The sequence below is a fragment of the Erysipelothrix sp. HDW6C genome (genome assembly GCF_011299615.1).
Lineage (GTDB): Bacteria > Bacillota_I > Bacilli_A > Erysipelotrichales > Erysipelotrichaceae > Erysipelothrix.
This window is the reverse complement of the sequence record NZ_CP049861.1, coordinates 527,394-549,937: the sequence shown is the minus strand read 5'-3', so window position 1 is coordinate 549,937 and position 22,544 is coordinate 527,394. Positions and strand designations below refer to the sequence as shown.

General features: G+C 41.2%; 8 protein-coding genes. 3 read left to right on the top strand and 5 right to left on the bottom strand.

Annotated elements, in window-relative coordinates; translation table 11 throughout:
* Positions 1–149 precede the first annotated feature (149 nt).
* The 3 genes from G7062_RS02395 to G7062_RS02385 all read left to right on the top strand — a co-directional run bounded on the left by G7062_RS02395 (position 150) and on the right by G7062_RS02385 (position 4,124).
* Entirely contained in the window at positions 150–2,036 is a 1,887-nt protein-coding gene (locus G7062_RS02395) for a glycosyltransferase (protein WP_166064329.1), read from the top strand.
* Positions 2,026–3,090 carry an acyltransferase gene (locus G7062_RS02390; protein WP_166064328.1) on the top strand — a complete coding sequence of 355 codons (1,065 nt, stop codon included), beginning with the start codon at positions 2,026–2,028 and terminating at the stop codon, positions 3,088–3,090. Before G7062_RS02395 ends, G7062_RS02390 begins: the two co-directional genes overlap by 11 nt.
* 68 nt (positions 3,091–3,158) lie before the next feature.
* Complete coding sequence (locus G7062_RS02385; RefSeq protein WP_166064327.1) at positions 3,159–4,124, top strand: hypothetical protein; 966 nt, start codon at positions 3,159–3,161, stop codon at positions 4,122–4,124.
* Between the two features lie 29 nt (positions 4,125–4,153).
* On the opposite strand, the gene G7062_RS02380 is transcribed toward G7062_RS02385, so the two are convergent.
* The 5 genes from G7062_RS02380 to G7062_RS02360 all read right to left on the bottom strand — a co-directional run bounded on the left by G7062_RS02380 (position 4,154) and on the right by G7062_RS02360 (position 22,358).
* Positions 4,154–4,498, bottom strand: coding sequence for a hypothetical protein (locus tag G7062_RS02380; protein ID WP_166064326.1), 345 nt, complete (start codon positions 4,496–4,498; stop codon positions 4,154–4,156).
* Positions 4,459–4,848, bottom strand: coding sequence for a hypothetical protein (locus G7062_RS02375; protein WP_166064325.1), 390 nt, complete (start codon positions 4,846–4,848; stop codon positions 4,459–4,461). Before G7062_RS02375 ends, G7062_RS02380 begins: the two co-directional genes overlap by 40 nt.
* On the bottom strand, positions 4,848–5,465 hold the full coding sequence (locus tag G7062_RS02370; protein WP_166064324.1) for a class B sortase: 618 nt from the start codon (positions 5,463–5,465) through the stop codon (positions 4,848–4,850). The genes G7062_RS02375 and G7062_RS02370 overlap by 1 nt, the downstream gene beginning before the upstream one ends.
* Positions 5,449–20,937, bottom strand: coding sequence for an SdrD B-like domain-containing protein (locus G7062_RS02365; protein WP_166064323.1), 15,489 nt, complete (start codon positions 20,935–20,937; stop codon positions 5,449–5,451). The genes G7062_RS02370 and G7062_RS02365 overlap by 17 nt, the downstream gene beginning before the upstream one ends.
* A gap of 188 nt (positions 20,938–21,125) precedes the next feature.
* On the bottom strand, positions 21,126–22,358 hold the full coding sequence (locus G7062_RS02360; protein WP_166064322.1) for a DUF5011 domain-containing protein: 1,233 nt from the start codon (positions 22,356–22,358) through the stop codon (positions 21,126–21,128).
* Positions 22,359–22,544 lie beyond the last annotated feature (186 nt).

The window sequence follows — 22,544 nt, the reverse complement described above, 5'->3', positions numbered from 1 at the left end:
AAAGTATATGCGAAATGCATTTGTTAATCAACCTCACCCTCGGAGCAAGGTTGCCGATAAATATTAAAGTGATATAATATTGAGCATTGTGTACTTTATTAAATCTGGGGTATATACACGATTTGAAAAGAAATGGGTGGGGTTTTAATATGAATTTAAGTATGTTGGTCTTTTCTTATGGACTGGTGTCAATGTTATTGGTTTATTTGGCTTATTTAATGTATCAAAATGGAAATCGAAATATTCGATTTTTGCTTTGTGTAACAATAATCTTGCAACTAGTTTATCTGATGTATCGCAGTTTTTTCACATTGCCTCTGGACGCTGCACAGAATATCGTCTGGAGCATCTTAATCCTTGTTACTGAGTTGTTTGGACTTGTACAATCAGTTTATGCACTGATCCTCTTTTGGACACCATTTGAGGAAAAAGAAAAAATGAAACGATCCAGTCCACTTCCTTCAGTGGATATTTTTATCGCAACTTACAATGAACCGCTGAGTGTCATCACACCTACAATCGTAGGGGCAAAGAATGTCCTTTACCCAAGTGGAAAACTCAATGTTTATGTTTGTGATGATGGGAAACGCAAAGATGTTGAGGAATTATGTGCTGACTTGAATGTACACTACATAACCCGTGAAAACAATCTTCATGCAAAAGCAGGAAATCTAAATAATGCTATGGCGGTCACTACCGGGGAAATCATCGTAACACAGGATGCTGACATGGTTCTTAAACGCAACTTCCTTACCGAGACAATGGATCACTTTAACGATCCCACTGTAGCTTTCGTACAAACGCCTCAGACATTTTACAATCTTGATATCTTCCAAAAGAATCTGAAGTTGGGGCGCCGTTACGCAAACGACCAAGATCTCTTTATGCGCGTTTTGCAACCGGCTAGAGACACACAAGATGCAATGATGTACATCGGCAGCAACGCGCTGTTCCGCAGATCAGCACTGGATTCAATTGGTGGATTTGCAAGTGGCGTCATCACTGAAGATATGGCAACAGGACTCTTACTCCAAAACAAAGGATGGAAGTCCGCCTTTGTAAACAAACAATTGGCAAGTGGGCTTTCGGCAGAAACCGTTGACGATTATATTAAACAAAAGAATCGTTGGGGACGCGGAACCATCCAAGTTCTCAAAAAGTATGGAATTTATAACAAAGAAAAGCTGAGCATCAAACAGCGTTTTATTTATGGATACGGTGTTATCTATTGGTTGTCAACATTCTCGAAGCTTGTCTATCTCTTGCTGCCTATTATAGTTATTTTCGGTGGAGTACAGTTTATCAAAATACACCCCCTTGTCTTTCTATCCTTTTGGTTGCCTTCGTTATTCTCACAATATCTTACATTCCGAATTACAACACAAGGTCACACTAGCCTCATTGTAAGTCAGGTTATGGAATATCTTGTTGCACCCAAACTTTTTTTCGCATTCCTACGTGAGTTGTTTATCCCACGAAGAGCATCCGCCCGTTTTAGAGTTACCAAAAAGGGGGTAACGCTAAACAAGCGTTCTTTTGATCTAAGCGCTGCATGGCCACACATTGTCTTGCTCCTTTTCCACTTCATTGCGCTGTATGTTTATCTTGTGCAAGGTATCACAGGAAACTATGGAATCTACTGGCTTGTCTACAATATGATCATCCTTTCATTGGTGATCTACACATGTTTCGAACGCACACGATTCGATGAAATTCAATTTTTTGATGGAAGAATCACCATTGAATCCATGGCCGGTATAAAGAAAGAACATGCGCGTTTTGATAGCAATGCCTGTCAATTGTATTTTGAGACCAATGCCAAGATTACGGAGGGTAAACCCTACATACTTTCAATCGGTGACTTCAAGCATCCCATTATGAATTTGGAGATTGTTGAAGAAGTTGAAAATCAAACTACTGCACGCGTTAATTTTAAGTCTATTGATGACTATGCACGTTTTCTCAATGATTTCTTTGCCCTTGATTTTGGCCACTCCTACGCACCCAGTTATGCAGCAGAAAACTATGGAAACTAAACGAAATCCAATTTTTGACATCTTGAAAATTGTTGCTTCATTTCTTGTTATCGTCAATCATACAATTAACATCCCTGAAGTAATTACTTTTGGCGTTGATGCTGCGACACTGTCGGGATTGTTAGCTGCTTTCTTTACAAGCAAAGTCGCTGTTGGAATATTCTTCGCTGTAAGTGGTGCTCTCTTAATTCCTAAGATCGAATCATTTTCTGTTGTCTATAGACAGCGTGTTCTTAAGATTCTGACTGTCCTTGTACTCGCTTCATTATTCTATTATTGTTTCCAACTTTACGAATACCAAAGTCTGCGGGACTTCTCATTATTTTATTTTTTTAGAACAATCATTTCTGAACCCTTTCGGGTTCCGCTGTGGTTTTTATACACATTCGCAGGGCTTCTTATTTGTCTTCCTTTTATTCGCGTCCTGTGCCAGTCGATGTCACGCAAGGAACATCTGATTTTTTGTGGTCTGTGCATTTTCTTTGGATCTTTTATTCCGACACTTGAAACAATGAGTGGAATCAGTGTTTCTCCACTTCTCCAATATGGATACTTCTCAATGACGCTTGGCTATTTCATTTTAGGACATTTGATTTTCAATCTGATGCCTACTCGCACATTTAGACGGAGTTATGCGGTTTTTGCTGCAATAACAATGATTGTTTGTGTTGGTATTTCCGTTGCCTTCACGCGCAATGATCCAGCGTTTATCAATGGGTCTCTCATACGTCTTGATGATAGAAACGGATTGTTTACTGCTGTATCTGTCATTGCCACACTTGTAATTTCTCAATGGTTCGCAAATAAGGCAACGTTTGCATGTCGTACCCGGATGGTTTTTAAAACACTCGCAAACGCCACACTCATGACCTATCTAATCCATGAGTTTGTTCTAATCAAACTGCGTCCGTTGTACATTTTATCCACTAACATTTTGTCACCTTGGTCAGCACTTTTACTTCACCAAATTCTTGTCTTTGCCATCAGTACTTTGTTTGGACTTTTTCTCCAATACCTTTTGAATAAACGAAGACATCAATCACATCACTCATAGTCATATATGAATACTTTTCAGTATTAGAACCTACTTATATTATATTTAATAGAGAATAGGGGTACATTATGGATAAGAAACCAAACAGAATTATCATTGTAGATATTGTTGTAGCACTCGTGGTCCTTGCATTTGGGCTCATTATGAAACCGATACTTCTCGATATCAAACCTCGTTATCTTTACTTCGGTTCTTTTCTGAAAGTCAGTGTCATTATGGCTCTAGGTATGATTGTATTAACCTACCTCATTTTCATTCGTCGCAAACTTAAACGTGGCAAGTGGTCCTTGGTCGATGATGCAATCAAAATTAGTACATTCAATTTTGTAGTTTTCTCGATTCCCTTTGCATATAGTATCATTTTATTAGGCAAGAGTTTGTATCACGAGACCAATCTTAATCTACCCAAAGTGGGTTCTGCAGATGGATGGATTGGCTTTATCGGGTTTATTACTGGGGGCTTAATTACGATGGTTGCCCTGTACCTTACGATCAGTCATGAGAATCAACGACGTCGCGAATCCAAGCATGATGTGCGCATCACGCATTTCAACGAACGCGCTGACGAGGTAATGCCCTTGCTTCATTGTAAATATACGGTGGATAGCACCAGTCGCTATCTCCTTGATCATCTTACGATTATGAATATCTCTGACAACCATATCAAGGATTTGGTCATAACAAGCCAACACATTGTTTCACCACTTCCCTTACGCCTTAAGAAGAACTATGTTCATGAGTTTAAACACAACATTCTCTTCTCTTCTGAAGAATTCGAGATTGATCTCAGCAATGCCATTCAAATTGACTGTGATGATTTGGAACGCCTCCCAAACGGAACCGAGTTTTCATTGGTGATATTATTTGACTATACCGATATTTTTGATTTGAGAACCTACCAACTCGAATACACTGCTTATTTTATTGTAGAAATTTGCGAATCAGAACAAGCAATTGCAGCAAATGACAATGTTTCACGTATTGTTAAATACGAAGCTGATGGCAGCGAACTTACCTACATTAATAATTTATAAAAAGAAGCCGGAGATTTTCCGACTTCTTTTCAGGATACGATTACACTTATGGTTAGTGGTAACTCGTTCAGAGCAAATGTTCGAATACTCTCCTGAGGTACCTTTGTATCAATACTGTAAATCATATATTGAAATTCTTGAGCATCAACCTTCTTACCATCAATTAAGACACTTACAGTTGTATGACCAAGGTTGGTATTAATTGGGATGTAAAGATAGATTGTGTCGTTCAGGACTTCAGTTTTGAATCGCTGATTTAATGTCACGGTAAACTGATCATGATTTACCTCTGTACGGTTGTATTGTTTATAGCCAAAGAAGACAACCGCGAATACTAAGACGACCCCAATGATCGTAATTTTCTTTTTTTCCATTCATACCCTCCTTTTATAACGAGAATAAACACAACACCCACGAGTAATCTATGAAGTGGGACAGCGAAGACAACACGATACAGTGTATCTTCTTTTTGTTTGGTATACACATGTACTTCACTCATAATTATTGCTGCGTCTTTTGAAGATGCCACGGCATACTTATCGTGATTTTGAATCACAACCATTCCTGTTTGTGGTACATTATCCGATTGTCTTGCGATCGCAACATGCATTGATTGATCATGAATCATAAACAGTTTAAATCCTAGGATATGGCGTGATAACTCTGGTTGCAATACGATGAACAACGCCAAAATCACGACACAAAGATAGACCACTTTCTTCATTACGACACCCTCGTAAAGGCAAATACATAGCGTTGATCGCCATATGATCCGATGCATGTTTGTAGGAAAATAATATCACCAACTGTTGTTTGTTCATGATCTGATTTTATCGCCCGCTGCTTCAGTGTTTCAATATACACCATGCGTTGTTCACCGTACAGTTGCTGTTCCAACACACTTGTTCCGTCCTCAAACTCAAAAGCAAAGAGAAATGCATAGGTGTGTGTTTCTTTTTCTTGTTCGTAAATCAAATCTGGAATTACATCCAAACCGAGCAGATAACTCAAATTACCAAACTTGCTTCCATCATAGTTATTGTGACCATAGATTAATGTAAAATCGCCCATCACTGAACCACTGTTTGCAGATAGAAAGAGTTCGCCATGACGATCATCCAACCCCTCAGCATTATGAAATAAGTACTTTTCGTTGTCATTAGGTGCGTACAGGGCTTCGTTGAAGATACCTTCCACCTTAAGGGTTCCAATATAATCTTTATTCTCAATCGTTTTTATTTCGAGTCTCTTCGTTTCTTTTATAACAGGATATGCTTGCGAGAGGGTCGCACTGAGAAGTACGACACAACTTAGCATTGCATATTTAATCTGTGATTTCATCGTCGTCACGTTTTTTCTTCAATCCAAGGAATGCAAATCCAGAGACGAGCGCCAGGGTGATAAAAATACCAGGAGCATTCCCTGTTGGTACAATCACATTCACTTTCGGTTTTATCACAACCAAACCAAAGTTTTGGTCGAGGTTATCCGCTATTGTTGTGAGATCGTGACCATCGTATCGATTCAGCTGATATGAAATTGCTTCACCATCGGACCCAATATTCTCAATTGCGACATTTGATTTCGCAAAGAGTGTGCCTTCTGGTTTGAATACACGGACGCGATATTTGATTGTCTTCATATAGTACAGTGAATTGGAATCAAAATCTGTAGGTGCAACATCAAATTGATAGTTTCCCAATGCATCCGTATAACGTGTATCCACCTGAACCCACTGCTGAAGTTCTTCATTGAAACGTTGCAAGTCGATACGAACATTTTCAACACCGACTTCAGCTGCGTCTTCAATACCATCTTCGTTGACATCCATCCACACACGGTTTCCAATTGTAACCGTTGTGCTATAAGCATGCATCCCAAGGTCAACATCCACATCACTGCGTAATGTCTCACGATCAGCACGCCCCGATATGTCGTGTTCAACAAGTTCGATGGTATCACTTACACTCATATGTTGCGTTGTATCATAAGTAATCGCTGTCTCTTTAAACCTTGAGTTATTGATAGCAACCATGTTGTTTGGATACACAACCGCCACACGATATTGATTCGCAGTCATGTATTCTGCTGATGTTCGATCCATGTCAAAGGCAAGAACTTTGAACTCGTAGAATCCATCTTCATTTGTATTTGTTTCAGCGAAAGGTTCCCACATTTCGCTTTCGCGATTGTATTTCTCAAGTTTTACCAAGATGTTCGCTAATCCAACATCATCCATGTCAAACTGGCCATTGTTGTTGCGATCATGATAGACAAGATCACCGATTGTCTGAACGGGTGCATAGACAATGAGACCTGCGTCAACATCAGTGTCGTCCGCCACGGTTTCATAATCTGCATACCCATTAACATCTGTTTCGACAAGTTGGATTTCTCGCGAAATAAGCGTGTGCTCTGTTTCGACAATGCCACTATCGTCATCGTTTGCATCACGGAAATCATTATCCAATGTCTCATCACCCTGTTTGTAAAGCGTGACTGCATGTTCTGCTTCCCGATTGATTAACACACGATACTGATAGGGAATATGACCCTCGTCTGCAACAGTGACATTAAAGGTATAATTTCCTTTTTCATCTGTTGTTGTTTCACCGCGCTCCACTGCAACCCACGCTTGGTCTTTATAGACTTGAAGTTGCACCTTAACACCTTCCACTCCGACCTCATCATCATTTTGAATACCATCACGATTGTGGTCATTCCACACTCGGTTTCCAATCTGAGCATGTGTTGAGAGTTTATGCAAACCCAAGTCAATGTGTGTCTGAGTTTGGGCTGTATAGAGTGGATGAGTACCCTCTGGAGTTCGCACAGCTTCATCAAAGATTGTAAATCCATCTGTCATTGCGGTGATGGTAGCGCTACGATCGCTTTCCACAAAATCACTGTCTAGCGCGCGATCTGTTCCTTGTCGTTGCGGACTAATTCGTTGGGTGAGATCGATATTTTCTGCAACCAAACGATATTCAAAAGGAATCAGAGTTTGTGGATGGACTTGGTACAGATTCTCAAATGCATAGGTACTCGCTACAACTTGCATTACTTTTTGAGCACTTCGCGTGGACTCTGGTAGTTCCATTTTTCCATTTGCATCCATCATAACTTGTTGCCAGTGTCCATCGGCATACACTTCGAGACGGATTGCGGTTTCTTCGCCAACTTTTAAAGCATGATTGATTCCATCGAAACGAATATCATCCCATACTTTTCCATGAATGCCACCACGGGCATGTTCAACCAATCCAAGATCAATATCCAGATTGTTTGTTGCCAAAATGAGACCATCCACGTTTTCACCCAACACAATCATGGCATCGGGCCTCATGCTACCATCTGCAAAGAAATCACTGTCGCTTGTCGCATCAGACCCATTTACATGCGGAAGTGTGACTGTATAACCATCCAGTAATTTTCCAGTACGAACACGGTATCCTAGTGGATATTCCACATTATCAATAACAACCAAGGTTGGTAGTTTATCAAAGTAGTAATAACCATCATGATTTGACTGCGTTGTCATCATGAAGTTCTCTTGAATTACCCACTCCCCATTAATATTGCGGTATTGTTCCAGAATCATTAGCTGGTTTGCAAGGCCTGGTTCATCTGTCTGTTGTATTCCATCTCTGTTGCGATCATCCCAAACGCGATTTCCAATGGAACCGTAAGTCGTCCGTTGGTAGAAGGCAAAGTCAATGCCTTGAATCATTTCATAAATACCATTTTTCTTAGCAGTTGCATGGGTTGTAAAGACGTGTGATGTAAAGTGTCCTTCTACATCACGATAACCATCATTATCGCCTCGCTCAGCACGTGGATCGGTATTGTGAATAAATGGCGAGATAGGTTTGGAAACCGATGTAACACCATTTTCATCTTGAATCGTGATTCGATAGTTGCTATTCAATGGCAGTCCTTTGAACTGATAATTTCCGTTACGATCCGTGACTGCAGTCATCGCCTTACCATTAAGATTTCTGACAAGGGTACCATCTTCGTGTCGAAGTGTCAATTGATAGTTAGGAAGTGGTTTCTCACCTGCTTGGTAATAACCATCAAATGTCTCTGGATTTTCTAAGAAGACGTTTCCACCAATGTCGATAGTTTCACCAAGACCTACATCGAAAGCCATGCGGCGTGCATCACTCATTGTTGCGTCGATTTGGAATTCAGATGAGATCATGGTTAATGTCATTGCACGATGGACCGATTTCCCCAGTGTATAGGTTTCTTGCGGTTCATAAACATCCAATGCTGCATTTTCACCAATTACTGGTGTTGTCAATCCATAAGTGTCGTAGTCTTTGGGGAATACATACTCCAATCGGTAGTTTCCTGACGCAATATTCGGAAGTATATAGTATCCAGCATTTCCATTAATATCGGACTCACTGATAAATGATGTGGGGCCGTTTGCGATAATTGGCATGTTGAATACATCATCACGTAACAGGTCTCCTGTACTTTCGTCGATGACATACCATATGTTATCAACCACAACAATGCTGCGACCTTGTGCATCGACATCGTAACCATTTGGCGACTTAAGTGTTACACGAACGCCATTGATTCCAGGATCATCAATCGTGCCATCCCCATCCAAGTCAATAAAGTCTTGAAGGAGTTGACGGCCGTTTGCATCTGTCTTTAATGTTCCTTCATTTTGAATGCCATCGTAGTTTGCATCAAACCAGATGTAATTTCCAATTGCTGTTTTTTCTGCATATTGCATGACATACGATCCTGCCATGTTTGATTCTTGCGGCATAAATCCGACAACTTTTTGCGTTCCTACAAAAGAGTTCCAACCAACATAATCACGGTATGCATTGGGATTTGTTGGCTCCTCAAAGAGTACCGGTGCATTAATCGGTGCCTGCAATTCGTAGCTAAGTTTCAGTTTTTGCTGACCCGTAAGTGCCTCTTGCGGATTGGTGAAGAGTACCATTATGGATTCAACCTCTTTTAGCAATCCTTCATCATTCCCCAACTCAGACAAACTCACAAAGTAAGCATTCCGCTGTTTCGCATCCAACATATCCGTATAGAACTGTTGTTTCGCAACAACATCAGCGTTTGGATGCACGCCTTTACTTATTTTTCCATTACCATCTTTTGTAAAGGGACCCACATACACTGTGTATTCTGACTTACCGTAAGTCTTATTGTTGATACCTTCATTGGTAAGTCGAATTGAATCTGGTTGGAGCCATCCTTTGAACGCACTATTTCTTGCCTTTGTGTTCATGATATTCGTATCACCCAGATGTGGCAAGACATCGTACATCATCGGATACGGATATGGGCTGGCTGTTTGTGCTTTTGAGTTATCCAAAGATATCTCAAAACGATAGTTATGACCTTCCGATACAGGTGTGGCATAAGGGTGAATCGTCCCAGCCTTATTCAAGTCAGAGTAAGCAACTTTCCGTTTTCCAAAGTTATCATAATTTGCATATTCAAACATCGTTCGTTCCGCAAACACAAGACGGTCATTTGTCATACCATTCTCATCAAAATCATACGTATCCAAACCATAGCCAAGAATATTCTTGTTGTTTTGACGCGAGTTCAGTGGTTGGAGTAACCCTGTGTTGTTGGTAATATATGCGGAGGACTTCAAGTCGTCTCCTGTTGAAGCAGGTTCGTATTCATTCACTTCACCAATGAACTCAACTTCTATAACATCGCCTGGAGCAATGCTTCCTTCAAAACGAATGTTGACAACATTTTGTTCTGCATCGCGCCATGGTCCCGTATACGATTTGACCATCTTGATATCGGTATTGTTGATCGTGCCATCCTTACGAACAACACGCCATGTCCACATATTGGATTGTTCCTTTTTAAGAACATATTGCGAACGGTAGTCATCGTGTAACGCATGGTTGCTATCAATGGAGTCCATTGCGACATAGGTGAATGATGTTGGATTGATCATCATCGCACGCGGCAACATGAACGTTACATTGGGATTGATAAGTGCATCTGATTTATAAATATGACTTTCATCAGAAGCCCACATCGTATCATCTCCATTAATAAAACGTCCTTTGAATTTTAGGTATGGACTGAGTGGTGGATTGATTGTCCGAATATCACTCCATCCAAAGCGTTCGTGTTCTGGTCTTTGTCCCGTGCTGTCAGAACGATAGTATCGTGAGCTATACTCAACATTTACCACCGGACGCGAAGGCGTAAGGTATGAACGTGTTTCGCTTTGTGCTGATTTTATACGATAGTCTTCAACATAATTGCTCCACACTTGGGCAGTGTTATGAATAAATAGTGTTGTCTTCGCATCAGATTCTGCCCTCACACCAACATGTATTGCTGCATCGGTGACCGATGATGGGTACAGACTGACACTGTGATTCTCAGGGTCTGTTTCAATCACATCTTGGATTCCTGGTGTGTCCGGATCCGCATCAATATTCAATTTAAATCCTGTCGGTATTAAGAAGTTATCCGTATCTCTTGATGTAATAACCCAACGTACTTTTCGGGTTTTACGAAGCGTGCCTTCGAGCGGAATTTGCGTGTTTGTTAGAAGCGAAGTGTCATGGGGATTAAGCAATGTCCACGATGCATCAATCGGTTCATACCCATTGACCGCAATGTCGTTGGATACATATACGTGTATTTGAAAGACATCATCAACACTTAATCCCGCTTCCGCAAGTGCAACAAGTGTTGTATCCGGAAGGAGCCATGATCCCGTACTTACATACGAAACATCTGTATTAATGGGAAGTTTGCTTGTGTTGATACTGTCATCAGCAGATTGTGTTGTGGGAATAATATCCTCAACAACAAATTCTTTAACGGATGATCCCGTGTTTTCAACATAGGTCATCATGTAATCAATAACTTCTGAAGTATTGAAATAGGTGTCACCACTTTTTCCATTTGAATACAATTCGCGGGGCTTACTTGTATTCTTACGAATCTGTGCCGCAGGTTTAATGACTTCAAGCATTGCGCCATCAAATGCGAACAGACTTGTGAGTGTTCCATTGCGATCAATATCGTAGGTTTCATCACGACGTTGCAGGTAACGGACATACGACGGTTCTTGAACTACGGTCGCTTTCGCGTCTTCAATCGGTTCAATCGATACGAATGAATCAACGCGCAATGCATCACTTTGCCATGTTGGTGTATCCGTGTCAAACCCTGTTTCATAACCAGCAATCATTTGTGATTCAAACATGAATGTAAAGGAGGCATCCGTCTTCAATCTCCCTGCAATCCCAAGACTATCATCTGGTGGTAAGGTTACTTTAAATTGAACATGTTGACGTGTTTCCTCAGGCATCAATGCTCCCGCATTAATGACATCCACTTTATACCCAAGGGCCTCAAAAGCAGGGCGATCAAGAATCCCTCGGTCCGTTGCAATGCGAACCTTATCGGTTAACTTTGAAAGTGCGCTGATTTCATAGGTCATTACAAAAGTTGAGTGATAAATATCACTGGATTGTTGCAATTGTACATACGGATTAACATGGGGCTCAGTTGGATTGGAAACTGTGGTGCGGATCCAAAATTTACCCGCTGGATCAACCAATGCTGTTTCTTGAACAACACCGTTTGCATCCGTACCTACTGTTGTTTGATTTTGAATACTTGGGCGTCGGGTTCTAAGGGATGTTGATCCCCATGCTCCCCCTGCTGTCCCAACAACATCTTTAAGGATTGTATTCCATGCAGGTAATTGTGACCATTTTTGAAGATTAACAATCGTCTTGGCATCGAAACTTTGCGTTGCCGCAATCATACGTTCCGGTAATGGCATCATGCCAGGGTTTGTAATTGTTGCTCCTGCCCACGTACTGGAACTGTCCCGACGTTTGCGATCATTATCCCGCAAGTAACTGCCGTTATTCATTACAAGCGTACTTTGCGAAGGTACAGATCCTGTTGTGTGTTGTGAAGAGACAACCGGATTGAATACATCGCGTCTTGATGTCGCAACAGTTAGGACGTCTTGATAATGCGTTAACGGCGCACTCCCTTGTGATGATGGTGCACCGACTGTTTTTACTTTCGGTGTAATGACAAGGTTTTGCAGATATCCAACTGTAGCACCATGCGCATCGTTGGACGTAAATTTCAAGACACCACGTTTGGAACCATCATTTTCATTGATTGATTCATAGGTAACATCAAAATAACGCGTGATGTCTTCGCTGCTTGATACGGTATTGATGCCACTATTTTGGCGCATGGCATTAAATTGAATACCACTGCCTCCACTTGGAATCACCTGTCCATTCTCATCGACAGGTTCAATACCTTCTGAAAGTGTCATCGTCACTACCGGTTCAAACCATGCTCCACGGGCACCGCCAATTGTTTGCGGTGCATTACGCCAAATGTCATCATTTTGATTTGAACTGTATCCACTGTTATTACGGTTATATTCATTGTGTGCTTCCAGTTGCACATTTTCAACGGTCGCTTGTAATTCAAATGTTTCATAATATGGTAACACAAACGATTCGAAAGTATCATCATACGGTAACACGCCTTTTACTTTTGGTTGTGTCCATATGCGTAAGGTTGGCTTTCGCATCGCAATAACATCCTGTGCTACTGCTTGTTTTTCACCATCAACAATCTGTGTGGTGGCTTTGGAGTTAAGGCCCCTTACATACAATCCATACGGTTCAAATGAGTAGTAACTGGTTGAACTACTTTCTGAAATTGCCGATACCGGTGCATTCATACCTTGTACCATCGCATCGTTGTATAGGTTTTGGCGATCGTAAGAACTTAAGCTACGATTAAAACCACCATAACGGCTATCATAGATCTCATAGTTTGGATTTTCTGAAGGATTCATGAGGGATACTCTTAACGTATCACGCCAAAGTGAAAGGCCACTTGCGTTGGGTGTCACTTCTTTTTCAACGCGTACTCTCATTGAAACCGTCAATTGGTATTCATCCTGATTACCGCGGTTCCACCATTGCCCCACTTTTTCATCAACACGAATGCGTACAACATACGGCACCCCTTCTGTTTCCGGGGCAGTATAAACAGGGTCCGCTGATTGTGGTGTTTGAATGATTGTGATATCAAGTTTTTTCGTATCGAGTCTCTTATCATTCAACGTAGCGATAAGCGACAATTCGCCATTCGCATCATACGGACTTATACCAACAGGTAAAACTTCGAGGAATTCGATTCCCCCATTTAGCGATGCATCACCGTAATTAATGGCATGCATTCGAATCGTAAACATTTCATGCAATTGCACGGCATACGTATAGTCATCATACAGGTAAGGTGTGTACCCTAAATACCCAATGTTATAGTGATTCAAACTGTCATCGTGCTCATAGAAGTTGGCAGCATCAACACCATGCGTTTGACGTTTCGTATCGGGAACCATTTCTGAAGCACTGTATAACCATCCTTTACTTAATTGCACGCTGTCTTGAGCCCAAAGGATTCTTTCTTCAGTTTTAATGGCACCATCTTCGACACGTGCTTGTGTCATCAAATCATAAACATCTGTTTTTGTCGTGCCATTAACGGTTGTATAAAGTGACTGTGAGCCCCCTTCATTGAGGAACCCTTGATGAACAACTTGATTGTTTGCGGATTGGTCGTAGAAGGTTACGACGGTGCGATTTGAACTTGGGTTTTTCGCAACAAGAGATCCCGGTGCATAGGCATATGAAGATGCTAAGAACTCTGTCTTTTCCTCTTCATGATTGCGTACTCCTGTAATCCCAACATCATGGCGCAATGAAGCCATGTCCATTGCTGTCGTTCGAATTGAAGATACAACAGGATTGTTGGGGCCATAGTTTCCAAGATACGGTGCATAAAGCGTACGTCCATCATCTTTATATGTTGCGGTGGGCAGATCGTGTTCACGCGCTGTTGCCGCGTAAGCAAGTTCAATGCGTTCACCACGATCAATTTTTTCATCTTTGAATGTATAGGTAAAAACACGGTACGTAATCACCTTTGCAGGATTGAGAGCAGTATTTTTAGGTGGTTCATTGTTTGTAGCATACCATCCATCACCCGATTTTGTATTGGTATTATGGTATGCTTGTGAACCCCCAACATCACGACCTTGAACGGTTGACACATGAACCTCAGGGTAGATAAAGTCACGCGAAGTGTTTGATGTGAAGAATTTCAGATCCAATGCTCCAGCAGCAATGGCTGATTCAACATTCATAATCTCGCCATCGATATACGGATCCAAAGATGTTGTTACATATTCTGGCACCTTATCAATGATAATCGGTTGATTGAGGGGGCCTTTTCCATAAGCCGTATTTCCTTTGAGTCCTTGATCATTTTTAATATTTTCAGCTGTAATTTTATACCAAAATGTTTCCAGAGGGAGATACGATGTCTTTCCTATTGCGGTGCCGTTGTATGGTGCCGTTGCTTCAATCTCAGTATCAAAGGATTGAATGTTGAGACCTACTGATGGTTGTCCTTTGTAGGTCGTTACCGAGGATTCCTTAAGTTGCTTAAAGGCTACGCTTATTTCATCGTGTTCATGTTGATAATGTAATGTTGCACTTGATTTTATTGGATAGTCTTTTCGTGTCGCGGTGGTTGCTTGTTGCCAATGACCCACACCACGCAACAAAATCTCGGGAAGTTTTTGAACTTCGCCGTTTTCATCATACGCCCCAACCACACCATAGGACACGCGAATCTCGTTCAGTGACATTAAGAGTTCAAGTGGTGTATCTTCAGTCAAAGGTTGCCACACCCCAGTCTTGTCACGATATGTCAATGTCGGCGTATAGTGTTTCGAAGTCATATTGGGATAGGTAATTGTTGGGAATTTTGTCATGACAAACCCCCGTAATCCATCCGTGTTTAAAACAATATCCATCCACAGTGTCGTTTCATCGTGCTTGACTTCATTGATAACATCACTGATTTGAAGTCGCATTGCCTGACCCGAGATGTTTTCCACGTCATAACTGTTTACTATTTTTAATTGATTTGGATTCGCATTACGGTATGCTGTGTTATAAAGGTGGGCGACACTCTCTGCACCCGGATATTTGTCATAATCAATCGTGACATCCGTCCGACCACTTTGAATCAGTGCACTTGAAGTACTGCTCACATCATAAGAAAAGTAGTGGTGTGTTGTATCTGGTTTTGCATATGCATTCCATGTCATGGTTTGATTTTGCGATGCATACACATCTGCACCAAAATCATTAATTACAGCGAATGTAACCCATGCATAAACAGACTCATTGGGTTGGAGAACGGTATCTCCAAAATGCACTTCAAGATTTTTTTCACTTCCAAGGTCACTTCCCAGCGCTACCTTTGCCCCTTTGACAATGTTTGACGTGATTGTTTCGCGCGTCGTCAGCACATTATTGTCAAGTATTGGAACTGCATCCGCAGTTGTAACCACATTAAAGTCGGCAATTTTTAGACCCTTTGGTGTGTTTACAAACAGTGTTGGATTGAAAACTGGAAGGTTATTAGCGTTACCATTATTCTTGAGTTCATAAAGTATCGTGATCTGATCACCGACAGCTACATTGTTGTATGCAATTGCCTGCAATGAATTTGTATCGCTAAATTCACGGTTTGTCTGAATAAAATCAAAATTTGCATCACGCATGGTTGCCGATAACTGCACGTTCGCAATACGGTTGTATAAATCATGATTTAAATTGAGACTTGGTGTCTGTGAGTTATTTGTACCCCCGTTATTAACATAAATGGGTTGAGCAGGCGTTACGAATGCGGAGACATTGTTTACACTGCGTTTGGTGTAGTTTGTTGAGGCATTGGTTGTATCACTCACAAATGCAGGGCGTGAATTCCAATCCCAGTTCCCATGCTCACTCGGATCTACCCAATTCCCATCAACAACGATTTCTGCCCCCTCGACAATTAAATGATTTGATAGTGTCGCATCGGCATTCCGCGCCAGTGACCCATATAAAAGGGTTCCTTCTTGCGCACTGAACGTCACAGAAATTGCGTCCAATGATTGTTGAATGATTTCAACATCACTGTATCGTGATGTGCTTTTCTTCACTTTAAAGACATCCGGATAGGTTTCGAAGAGTTGGGCCGTATCCAATCGATAATTATCACCTTCAAGCACAAAAATATCCTTGAGATTCATTGCGATTGCAACACCATTATGAACGACACCAACCTCACTGACCGCCCACTGTTCTCCTGAAAAGATACTTGCGGGGATTTGAATAGTTTGCATTCGGAAAGCACTGTCGGGTTTAAAGGTTAGCTTTACATCTTTAATATCAGCTTCACTGTTGTTATAGACATCAAGATTAAATCGAGTTGATGTTGGTGTGATTCCATCACTTTGGTAATCATAGGTTGAACCGGATGGACTGCTAAGTCCAACGGTAGCCCCAAGACGCGGTGTGTAACCACTCAACTGAGCCGAGGAAGTGTGCATCAACGTTTTCTTTTGATCAAATCCACTGGGCAGACGGTAGACATTGCTTGTGCCAATTAATGGCATGTTCCCATTAACAATTCCTGCGAAGCGCACGTCAATGTCATTGATGGTAATCCCCATTGTGTTTGCATCACGTCCCTTAATTTCCGCACTGCCATCACCATGACCGACAATTTCTTTAACACTCATTTCAATACGAGTTGGGTAAACATTTTCACCCAGAGCAACAGTGAGCGTGCCGTCATCATGTACGGTTACTCCACGGTTTTGGCTCTTTGTATCAAATTTGATGATCGCGTTTGAACGCAGTGTCTCACCAGAAATAATAAGTGGCGTTGTTGAATCCGCACTGAAAATTGCGAGATCATACACATCTTTTGCCATCACTGGTGTGACTGACATACTGGTTGTCGCAAAATTATAATCTTTATTTGTCGTGGGATTGTTGGGGAATACAAACTCATAAAGCATGACATCATGGAATGATGCATAGTCTTTATCAGCAATCCATTCAACATATTCTGATGATACACTGTTCCAATGGTTGTTACTTTGGTACGCGTTGGAAATATCTTTGTTCCAAAGCGACGCAACATAAACGCCCTCTTGACCCATTAGAACTGTCGCACTTGCTGTGGTAACTTTATCTTGAACACCTGTCTTCGTGTATGCGTAAGGTTTCATAACTGCCGACTTGATGGTTGCGTTTGCGGTTCGTGTCGTTTCGGTTTTGAGTCCAAAAGTATCCAAAGCTGTTACTGTAGTAGTTTTCGCTTCTTTCTCAGAAACAGCGTAAAACCGTCCCATCGTTTCAACAAGGTCATTGGAACTTCCCGACATTTGTGGTGCAGTGGTTTGATCTTGACGATCAAATTTAAAGTTCACGACAACTTTACTTACAGGATTTTCCGGAGCAGGTTCCCATGCCGATTTGTAATACGGATGGTTGACTACGCCTTCAACATCCGTATAGGATGCAAAAAGATCTGTGCCACTATTTTCAGGTCGGGCGACATTAATACGCCAGAATCCAGCACCTTCTTGAGTATTTGAAACCCATTCATCTGCGGAAACACGCTGCCAGAGCACTTCCTTGTCACCTTCTTTGCGATAGATATCAACGGTTGTGACATAATCACGTGCTTTGTCTTGAATCTTGATATAGTACATATCAAATTGTGTTTCAGGGACATCAATGGTCAAATTCAACACTTGATCATTGCTTTGATTTGCACTTGTTGGTCGTGTTAAGGATGTTACAAACCCTCCGATGGATTTATACCCCATATCAAGTGTGTAGTCATGAATGTAGTAAGGATAGCCAAGGTAACGATAGACAGAATTCGTATACGTGTTTTTGACACCCAATCCTGTCTCAACCTGATGAACCGCGCGTACGCTGACAGATGATTGTGTTGCTGCGACCGAATATGCATGGCTTGTTGAAGCTGTCTTTGTGTCAGGATACGGTGCGTGTTGGGTTCCTGAAAGTTCCGCCTTAACAATTTGTGTTGTTCCCATATCAATATCTGATTGAATCTGTGTTTCAATCAGGTTTGTGAGTGTGGATAATTTGAGATTATCTGCATAGATGGTAACTTTTTGAATCGGGCGCTTGAGTGTGATTTGAAATCCCTCTTGCATCGTTTGATCATTGGTTGGGACATTAATACGTTCAATTTTACCATCAATGTCGACGAAATCAATCGTTTTAACATCAGCATTGTTTAGGTATTCTGGCGTTAAACGGAGTGTGTCCAAGGTCAAATATCCTTTGCCACTCGGTTTTTGAAAGTCTAAGGTATAGGTCGATGTCGGTGCAATCACACCTTGGGTGTTTGCACGGTATACCGTTTTTATCATGCCTTCATATGGTGCACTTAGACTTCCTTGATTGGGATTTTGCGCATTTGATGGCCAGAAGGCAGTACCGTTGCTTGAACCATAAGTTGCGGTATTTTGTGCCGTTAACGAAAGCACTTGAGGAAGTTTAATATTTATCTTTGTATCGACTTTTTTACTGCGGTCCTTGTTGAAAGGCACACCTTGATACGCATCGAATACCGCTGGAATTGTATGGTTTGCTAGAACGCCTTTATTGATGGTTGCATGCACGATGACAAGCGACGTGTAATCTTCAAATGATGATTGATTGAAATCAATTCGAATCGTCGCAATATCATCGAGACCCAGCGCCGCCAACGTAAGTTCTTTCGCAATAGCGAAGTCATGGTTGGATTCATTGAGAATGAATTGTTTACCATCACGACTTTTGAACGTGATGGATTGTGCTGTTGGTATTGCCTGCACTGTTAGCGAATTGACATGCACTGCGATGTCTTCATTCTGGGGATTTAATGATGCAGTATATGTTCCAGACGCCATGACAACGCCTTCACTCATCGCTTGAATATCTAAGTCCGCGCTGCTGTCATAATCTACTGCGTATGTATGATTCGCTGCTGCAGTTTCTCCTACTACGATGCGGTGCAAAGGCACCAGTTCTTTAGGATAAATACTATTTTGTGTTAATGTATCCGTTGTTTCACGGTTAATTGTTTGTAGATACTCTGTCGGAGCACCCAAGTCACCATTGTTTGCCGAGTATTGTACATATTCAAAAATACCTGTTATAGTGATTGGTCCAATAATGGTTGTTTGGCCGACTAAATCCATCGATACACCCGTGTTTGCTTTAGGGTCGATTGTTTTCTGCACGGGAACACGCACGGTTCCACTCCACCCATCACGCGCATAGACATCTTTCATATCATAGACGACAACTACGGTGTCTCCAACGATTGTTTGCGATATGGGTTGCAGTGTCAATGGCTCCATTATTTGATCTTGTCCGGTAACTTTATCAGATAACACCGCAGTTTCCAGCGTTGGTTTCCATGCAGCATCTGATGCATGTGCACGCGGATATGTTACATGTATACGGTTTGCATGAAAACCTGCATCGACCTGAACCTCAAGCATGCTATCAAAAGTCGGAACATTACTTCCACTTACAAGATTATCAATTGTTATAACTGTCTCCTCACCAAAAACTATCTCATTTTGTGGTGCATGAACATCGATTGTTGCAGCGAAAGAAGGCTCTGCAATCGAGCGAACTGTACTCGATGTTTTTGACCAGTTTGCATCACTCGCAAATATAACATTCGTAATTGCGGTGACTTGAAAGTCCGTTGGTAAATCTGGAAATCCTTGTCGCGACATTGGCAGCGAAATACGATAAATTCGTTTGCTTGCACCTGTAGCACCCTCTGGTGTTATTTTTTGATTGTTCGTTTTTGTATTCTGGTCTATTTCAATAACACCTACCCCAGAGTAGGTATACGGAATCGGGTCTGGAAGTTTTTCCCCTTCCTTCCAATCCGTAATGTCGTAAATTAGAATGCCACCTTTTTCAGGAACCCCTACGAAAAGGCCTGTAGTGTCACCAGGATCCTCATTGAGTGTTGCCTCAGCATCTTTGTTGTAACGATAACGGTTAATATCATAGGTCAAGATTCCATTGCGTGTATCCGCCGTCGAATCCACATTAAAGGTGACTGTATACCCCTCAATTATCGAATTCAAGTTTGATGATGTATTTTCAATTGCGTAAGTATAATCAATGTATTGATAACGATCCCACATTGGAATGGGTTCAGGATTGTCTCCTTCGGCTGCTTTAATGTTTGCTTCCCATTTCAAGTTAGAAGAAATCATTGTGATTTTTGATTCAGGATCAAATTGATTTGCGGTCTCCCAACCCGTATCTGGATAACTGTTGAAACTTGCGTACGAAACATAACCAAATGCATTGAACGTGATACCTTCAGGAAGTGACCCGTAAGGACCATTGCTGCCATCTGAGTACGTTGAAAACTTCACCTCAAAAGCAGGATTTGATCCTGGACGAATATTGCCACGATACTCCAGTTCCAACCAACCGCCATCTTTGGTCGGTGAGGAATGAATAATCCAGTCATCACTCGCACTAATTTCTCCATGAATCCCCAATGCGGTCGGTTCACTTCCAACCGGAACTTCCGCATATTTACCATCACTATAGGTAAATGATGGTAAGTAGATTTTCACACGTGTTCCTTGGGCTTCGCCTTCCGTAAAATTTGGAACCAAGCGATAGGTTACACCAACGGTATTCCCGGATGATAAGATTGATGTTTTCTCATCCAATCGATGTTCCCCTGTCTCTTGGACAAGTCCATTTAAATCAATACCTGCAGTTTCATCCGCCATAACCGGAGCCGCAGTAAAAAGCATTTCTGTTAACAGTAACGCTAAAGTGAGCGAGAGTACAAGCCCTCGCCTAATTATTCTTTTCATAAAATCTCCCCTCTATGATTAGAATCTCTGCTTCTATTATACAGAAGGGAAAATCACGAAACAATCAAATAAGGCTAACAACTTAACATATTGCTCACATATCGCTCAAATTCAGTTAATTAGTCAAATAAAAAGTGATGAATTGACGATTCACCACTAATTTAAGTGTTTTATAGAGGGATAACGGCTTAGCTTTCTTGATATGCCTTGAGATCAAATACGCCACCAACAAATCGGCGATAGTATGTAATGATGTGTTCTGTCTTAACACCATTTACGTTCGCAATTATAGTATCCGTTGCGGGATTTTTAACAAATGCAAAGTGTGATCCAGCCCCATCAATCAGAGTAAGCCCATACTTTCCGGTTGAAAGCAGATTACATTGGTAGGACATGTGATAATCACTGTACAGATAGTACAGGTCTGATGCGTGTGCATAACATAGTTCTTCACTCTCATGCAGTAAATCATCCAAGGTAATTTCCTCAAGAGGCGTAAAATAGGTTATTTCATTTGACTGTGTTTTATATGCGATACTCACTTCGGATGCATCGAGTCCCGATGCTTCTAGATCTAAGATACGCCCAACTCCCAATGGACCTGGTGAGGGAATCATGATTCGATCGCGGAATACTAATGTTCTCTCTGTTCCATTTTGTTGCTCATTCTCCGCTGAATGAGCAGATTCTGTTTCTACACTCTTTGCTTCGTTAACTGTAACTGTGAATGGTTGTTCTTGTTTATTTCCATTTTTATCAACTGCCGTCGCAACGAGTTTATAGATCCCTGGCTGATCATAGAAGATATCACCACTTACAACAACCGCAAGATCTCCATCTACTGGATCAGATGCTTTAAACAACTTCGTATAATCAGGAACGTCATTAAAGTCTGTATCAAAATCCACCACCCCAGTCAAAATGGGATGTTGTGTGTCCAAGACAAGATACTCCAGAGTGTACTCACGTTCTTTACCATTAACAGCGAGTGTAATCACCTTTGTTTGATATGGTGAAAACGATTGCCACTCTTTAAATTCTGAGAGTTTTTTCCCAATGTCTTGTCTTTCTTTGAGAATATCCGAGACCATTTGAATTCCTTTTTCATCCATACCAGCTTTTTTCATCGCTGCGTCGTCAACACGAAACGCGTTCTTCGTATCAAACACGAGTTCAGGATTTACAATTGAGACTGATTCGTAATTTGACTTTTCACGATCTAGTATTTCGGCGATTACATCTGCTTCCCGGATAATTTTATCTCCATACTCAACAACAATTTGCTCCTTAAATACAATAATTGGTTCAGGTTTGCTTAAGACTATCCACCCAATCCCAGTTCCAACAATCACTACAAGTGCAACAACTGCAACAATGATACGGTTGTTTTTGATGCGAAACCACATTTTTAGTTTGTCCATGAGAAACTCCTTTGCTTACATTATAGCAAATTTACACGACATTTTAGCGGTTCTTTTTTCGTTACATTCTAAGCAATTCTCCAATTGACTTTTAAATATGGAGTGACAAAGAAGGTTATCTAGAGTTCATTAGACACCATTTCTTTTCACCGAACATTATCAAACGACAACTGAAAATCACAATTT

Bases quoted from the DNA above. Each gene is read 5' to 3' on its own strand.
- G7062_RS02365 (WP_166064323.1), bottom strand. From the start codon at position 20,937: ATGAAAAGAATAATTAGGCGAGGGCTTGTACTCTCGCTCACTTTAGCG.
- G7062_RS02360 (WP_166064322.1), bottom strand. From the start codon at position 22,358: ATGGACAAACTAAAAATGTGGTTTCGCATCAAAAACAACCGTATCATT.
- G7062_RS02370 (WP_166064324.1), bottom strand. From the start codon at position 5,465: ATGAAATCACAGATTAAATATGCAATGCTAAGTTGTGTCGTACTTCTC.
- G7062_RS02395 (WP_166064329.1), top strand. From the start codon at position 150: ATGAATTTAAGTATGTTGGTCTTTTCTTATGGACTGGTGTCAATGTTA.
- G7062_RS02375 (WP_166064325.1), bottom strand. From the start codon at position 4,848: ATGAAGAAAGTGGTCTATCTTTGTGTCGTGATTTTGGCGTTGTTCATC.
- G7062_RS02385 (WP_166064327.1), top strand. From the start codon at position 3,159: ATGGATAAGAAACCAAACAGAATTATCATTGTAGATATTGTTGTAGCA.
- G7062_RS02390 (WP_166064328.1), top strand. From the start codon at position 2,026: ATGGAAACTAAACGAAATCCAATTTTTGACATCTTGAAAATTGTTGCT.
- G7062_RS02380 (WP_166064326.1), bottom strand. From the start codon at position 4,498: ATGGAAAAAAAGAAAATTACGATCATTGGGGTCGTCTTAGTATTCGCG.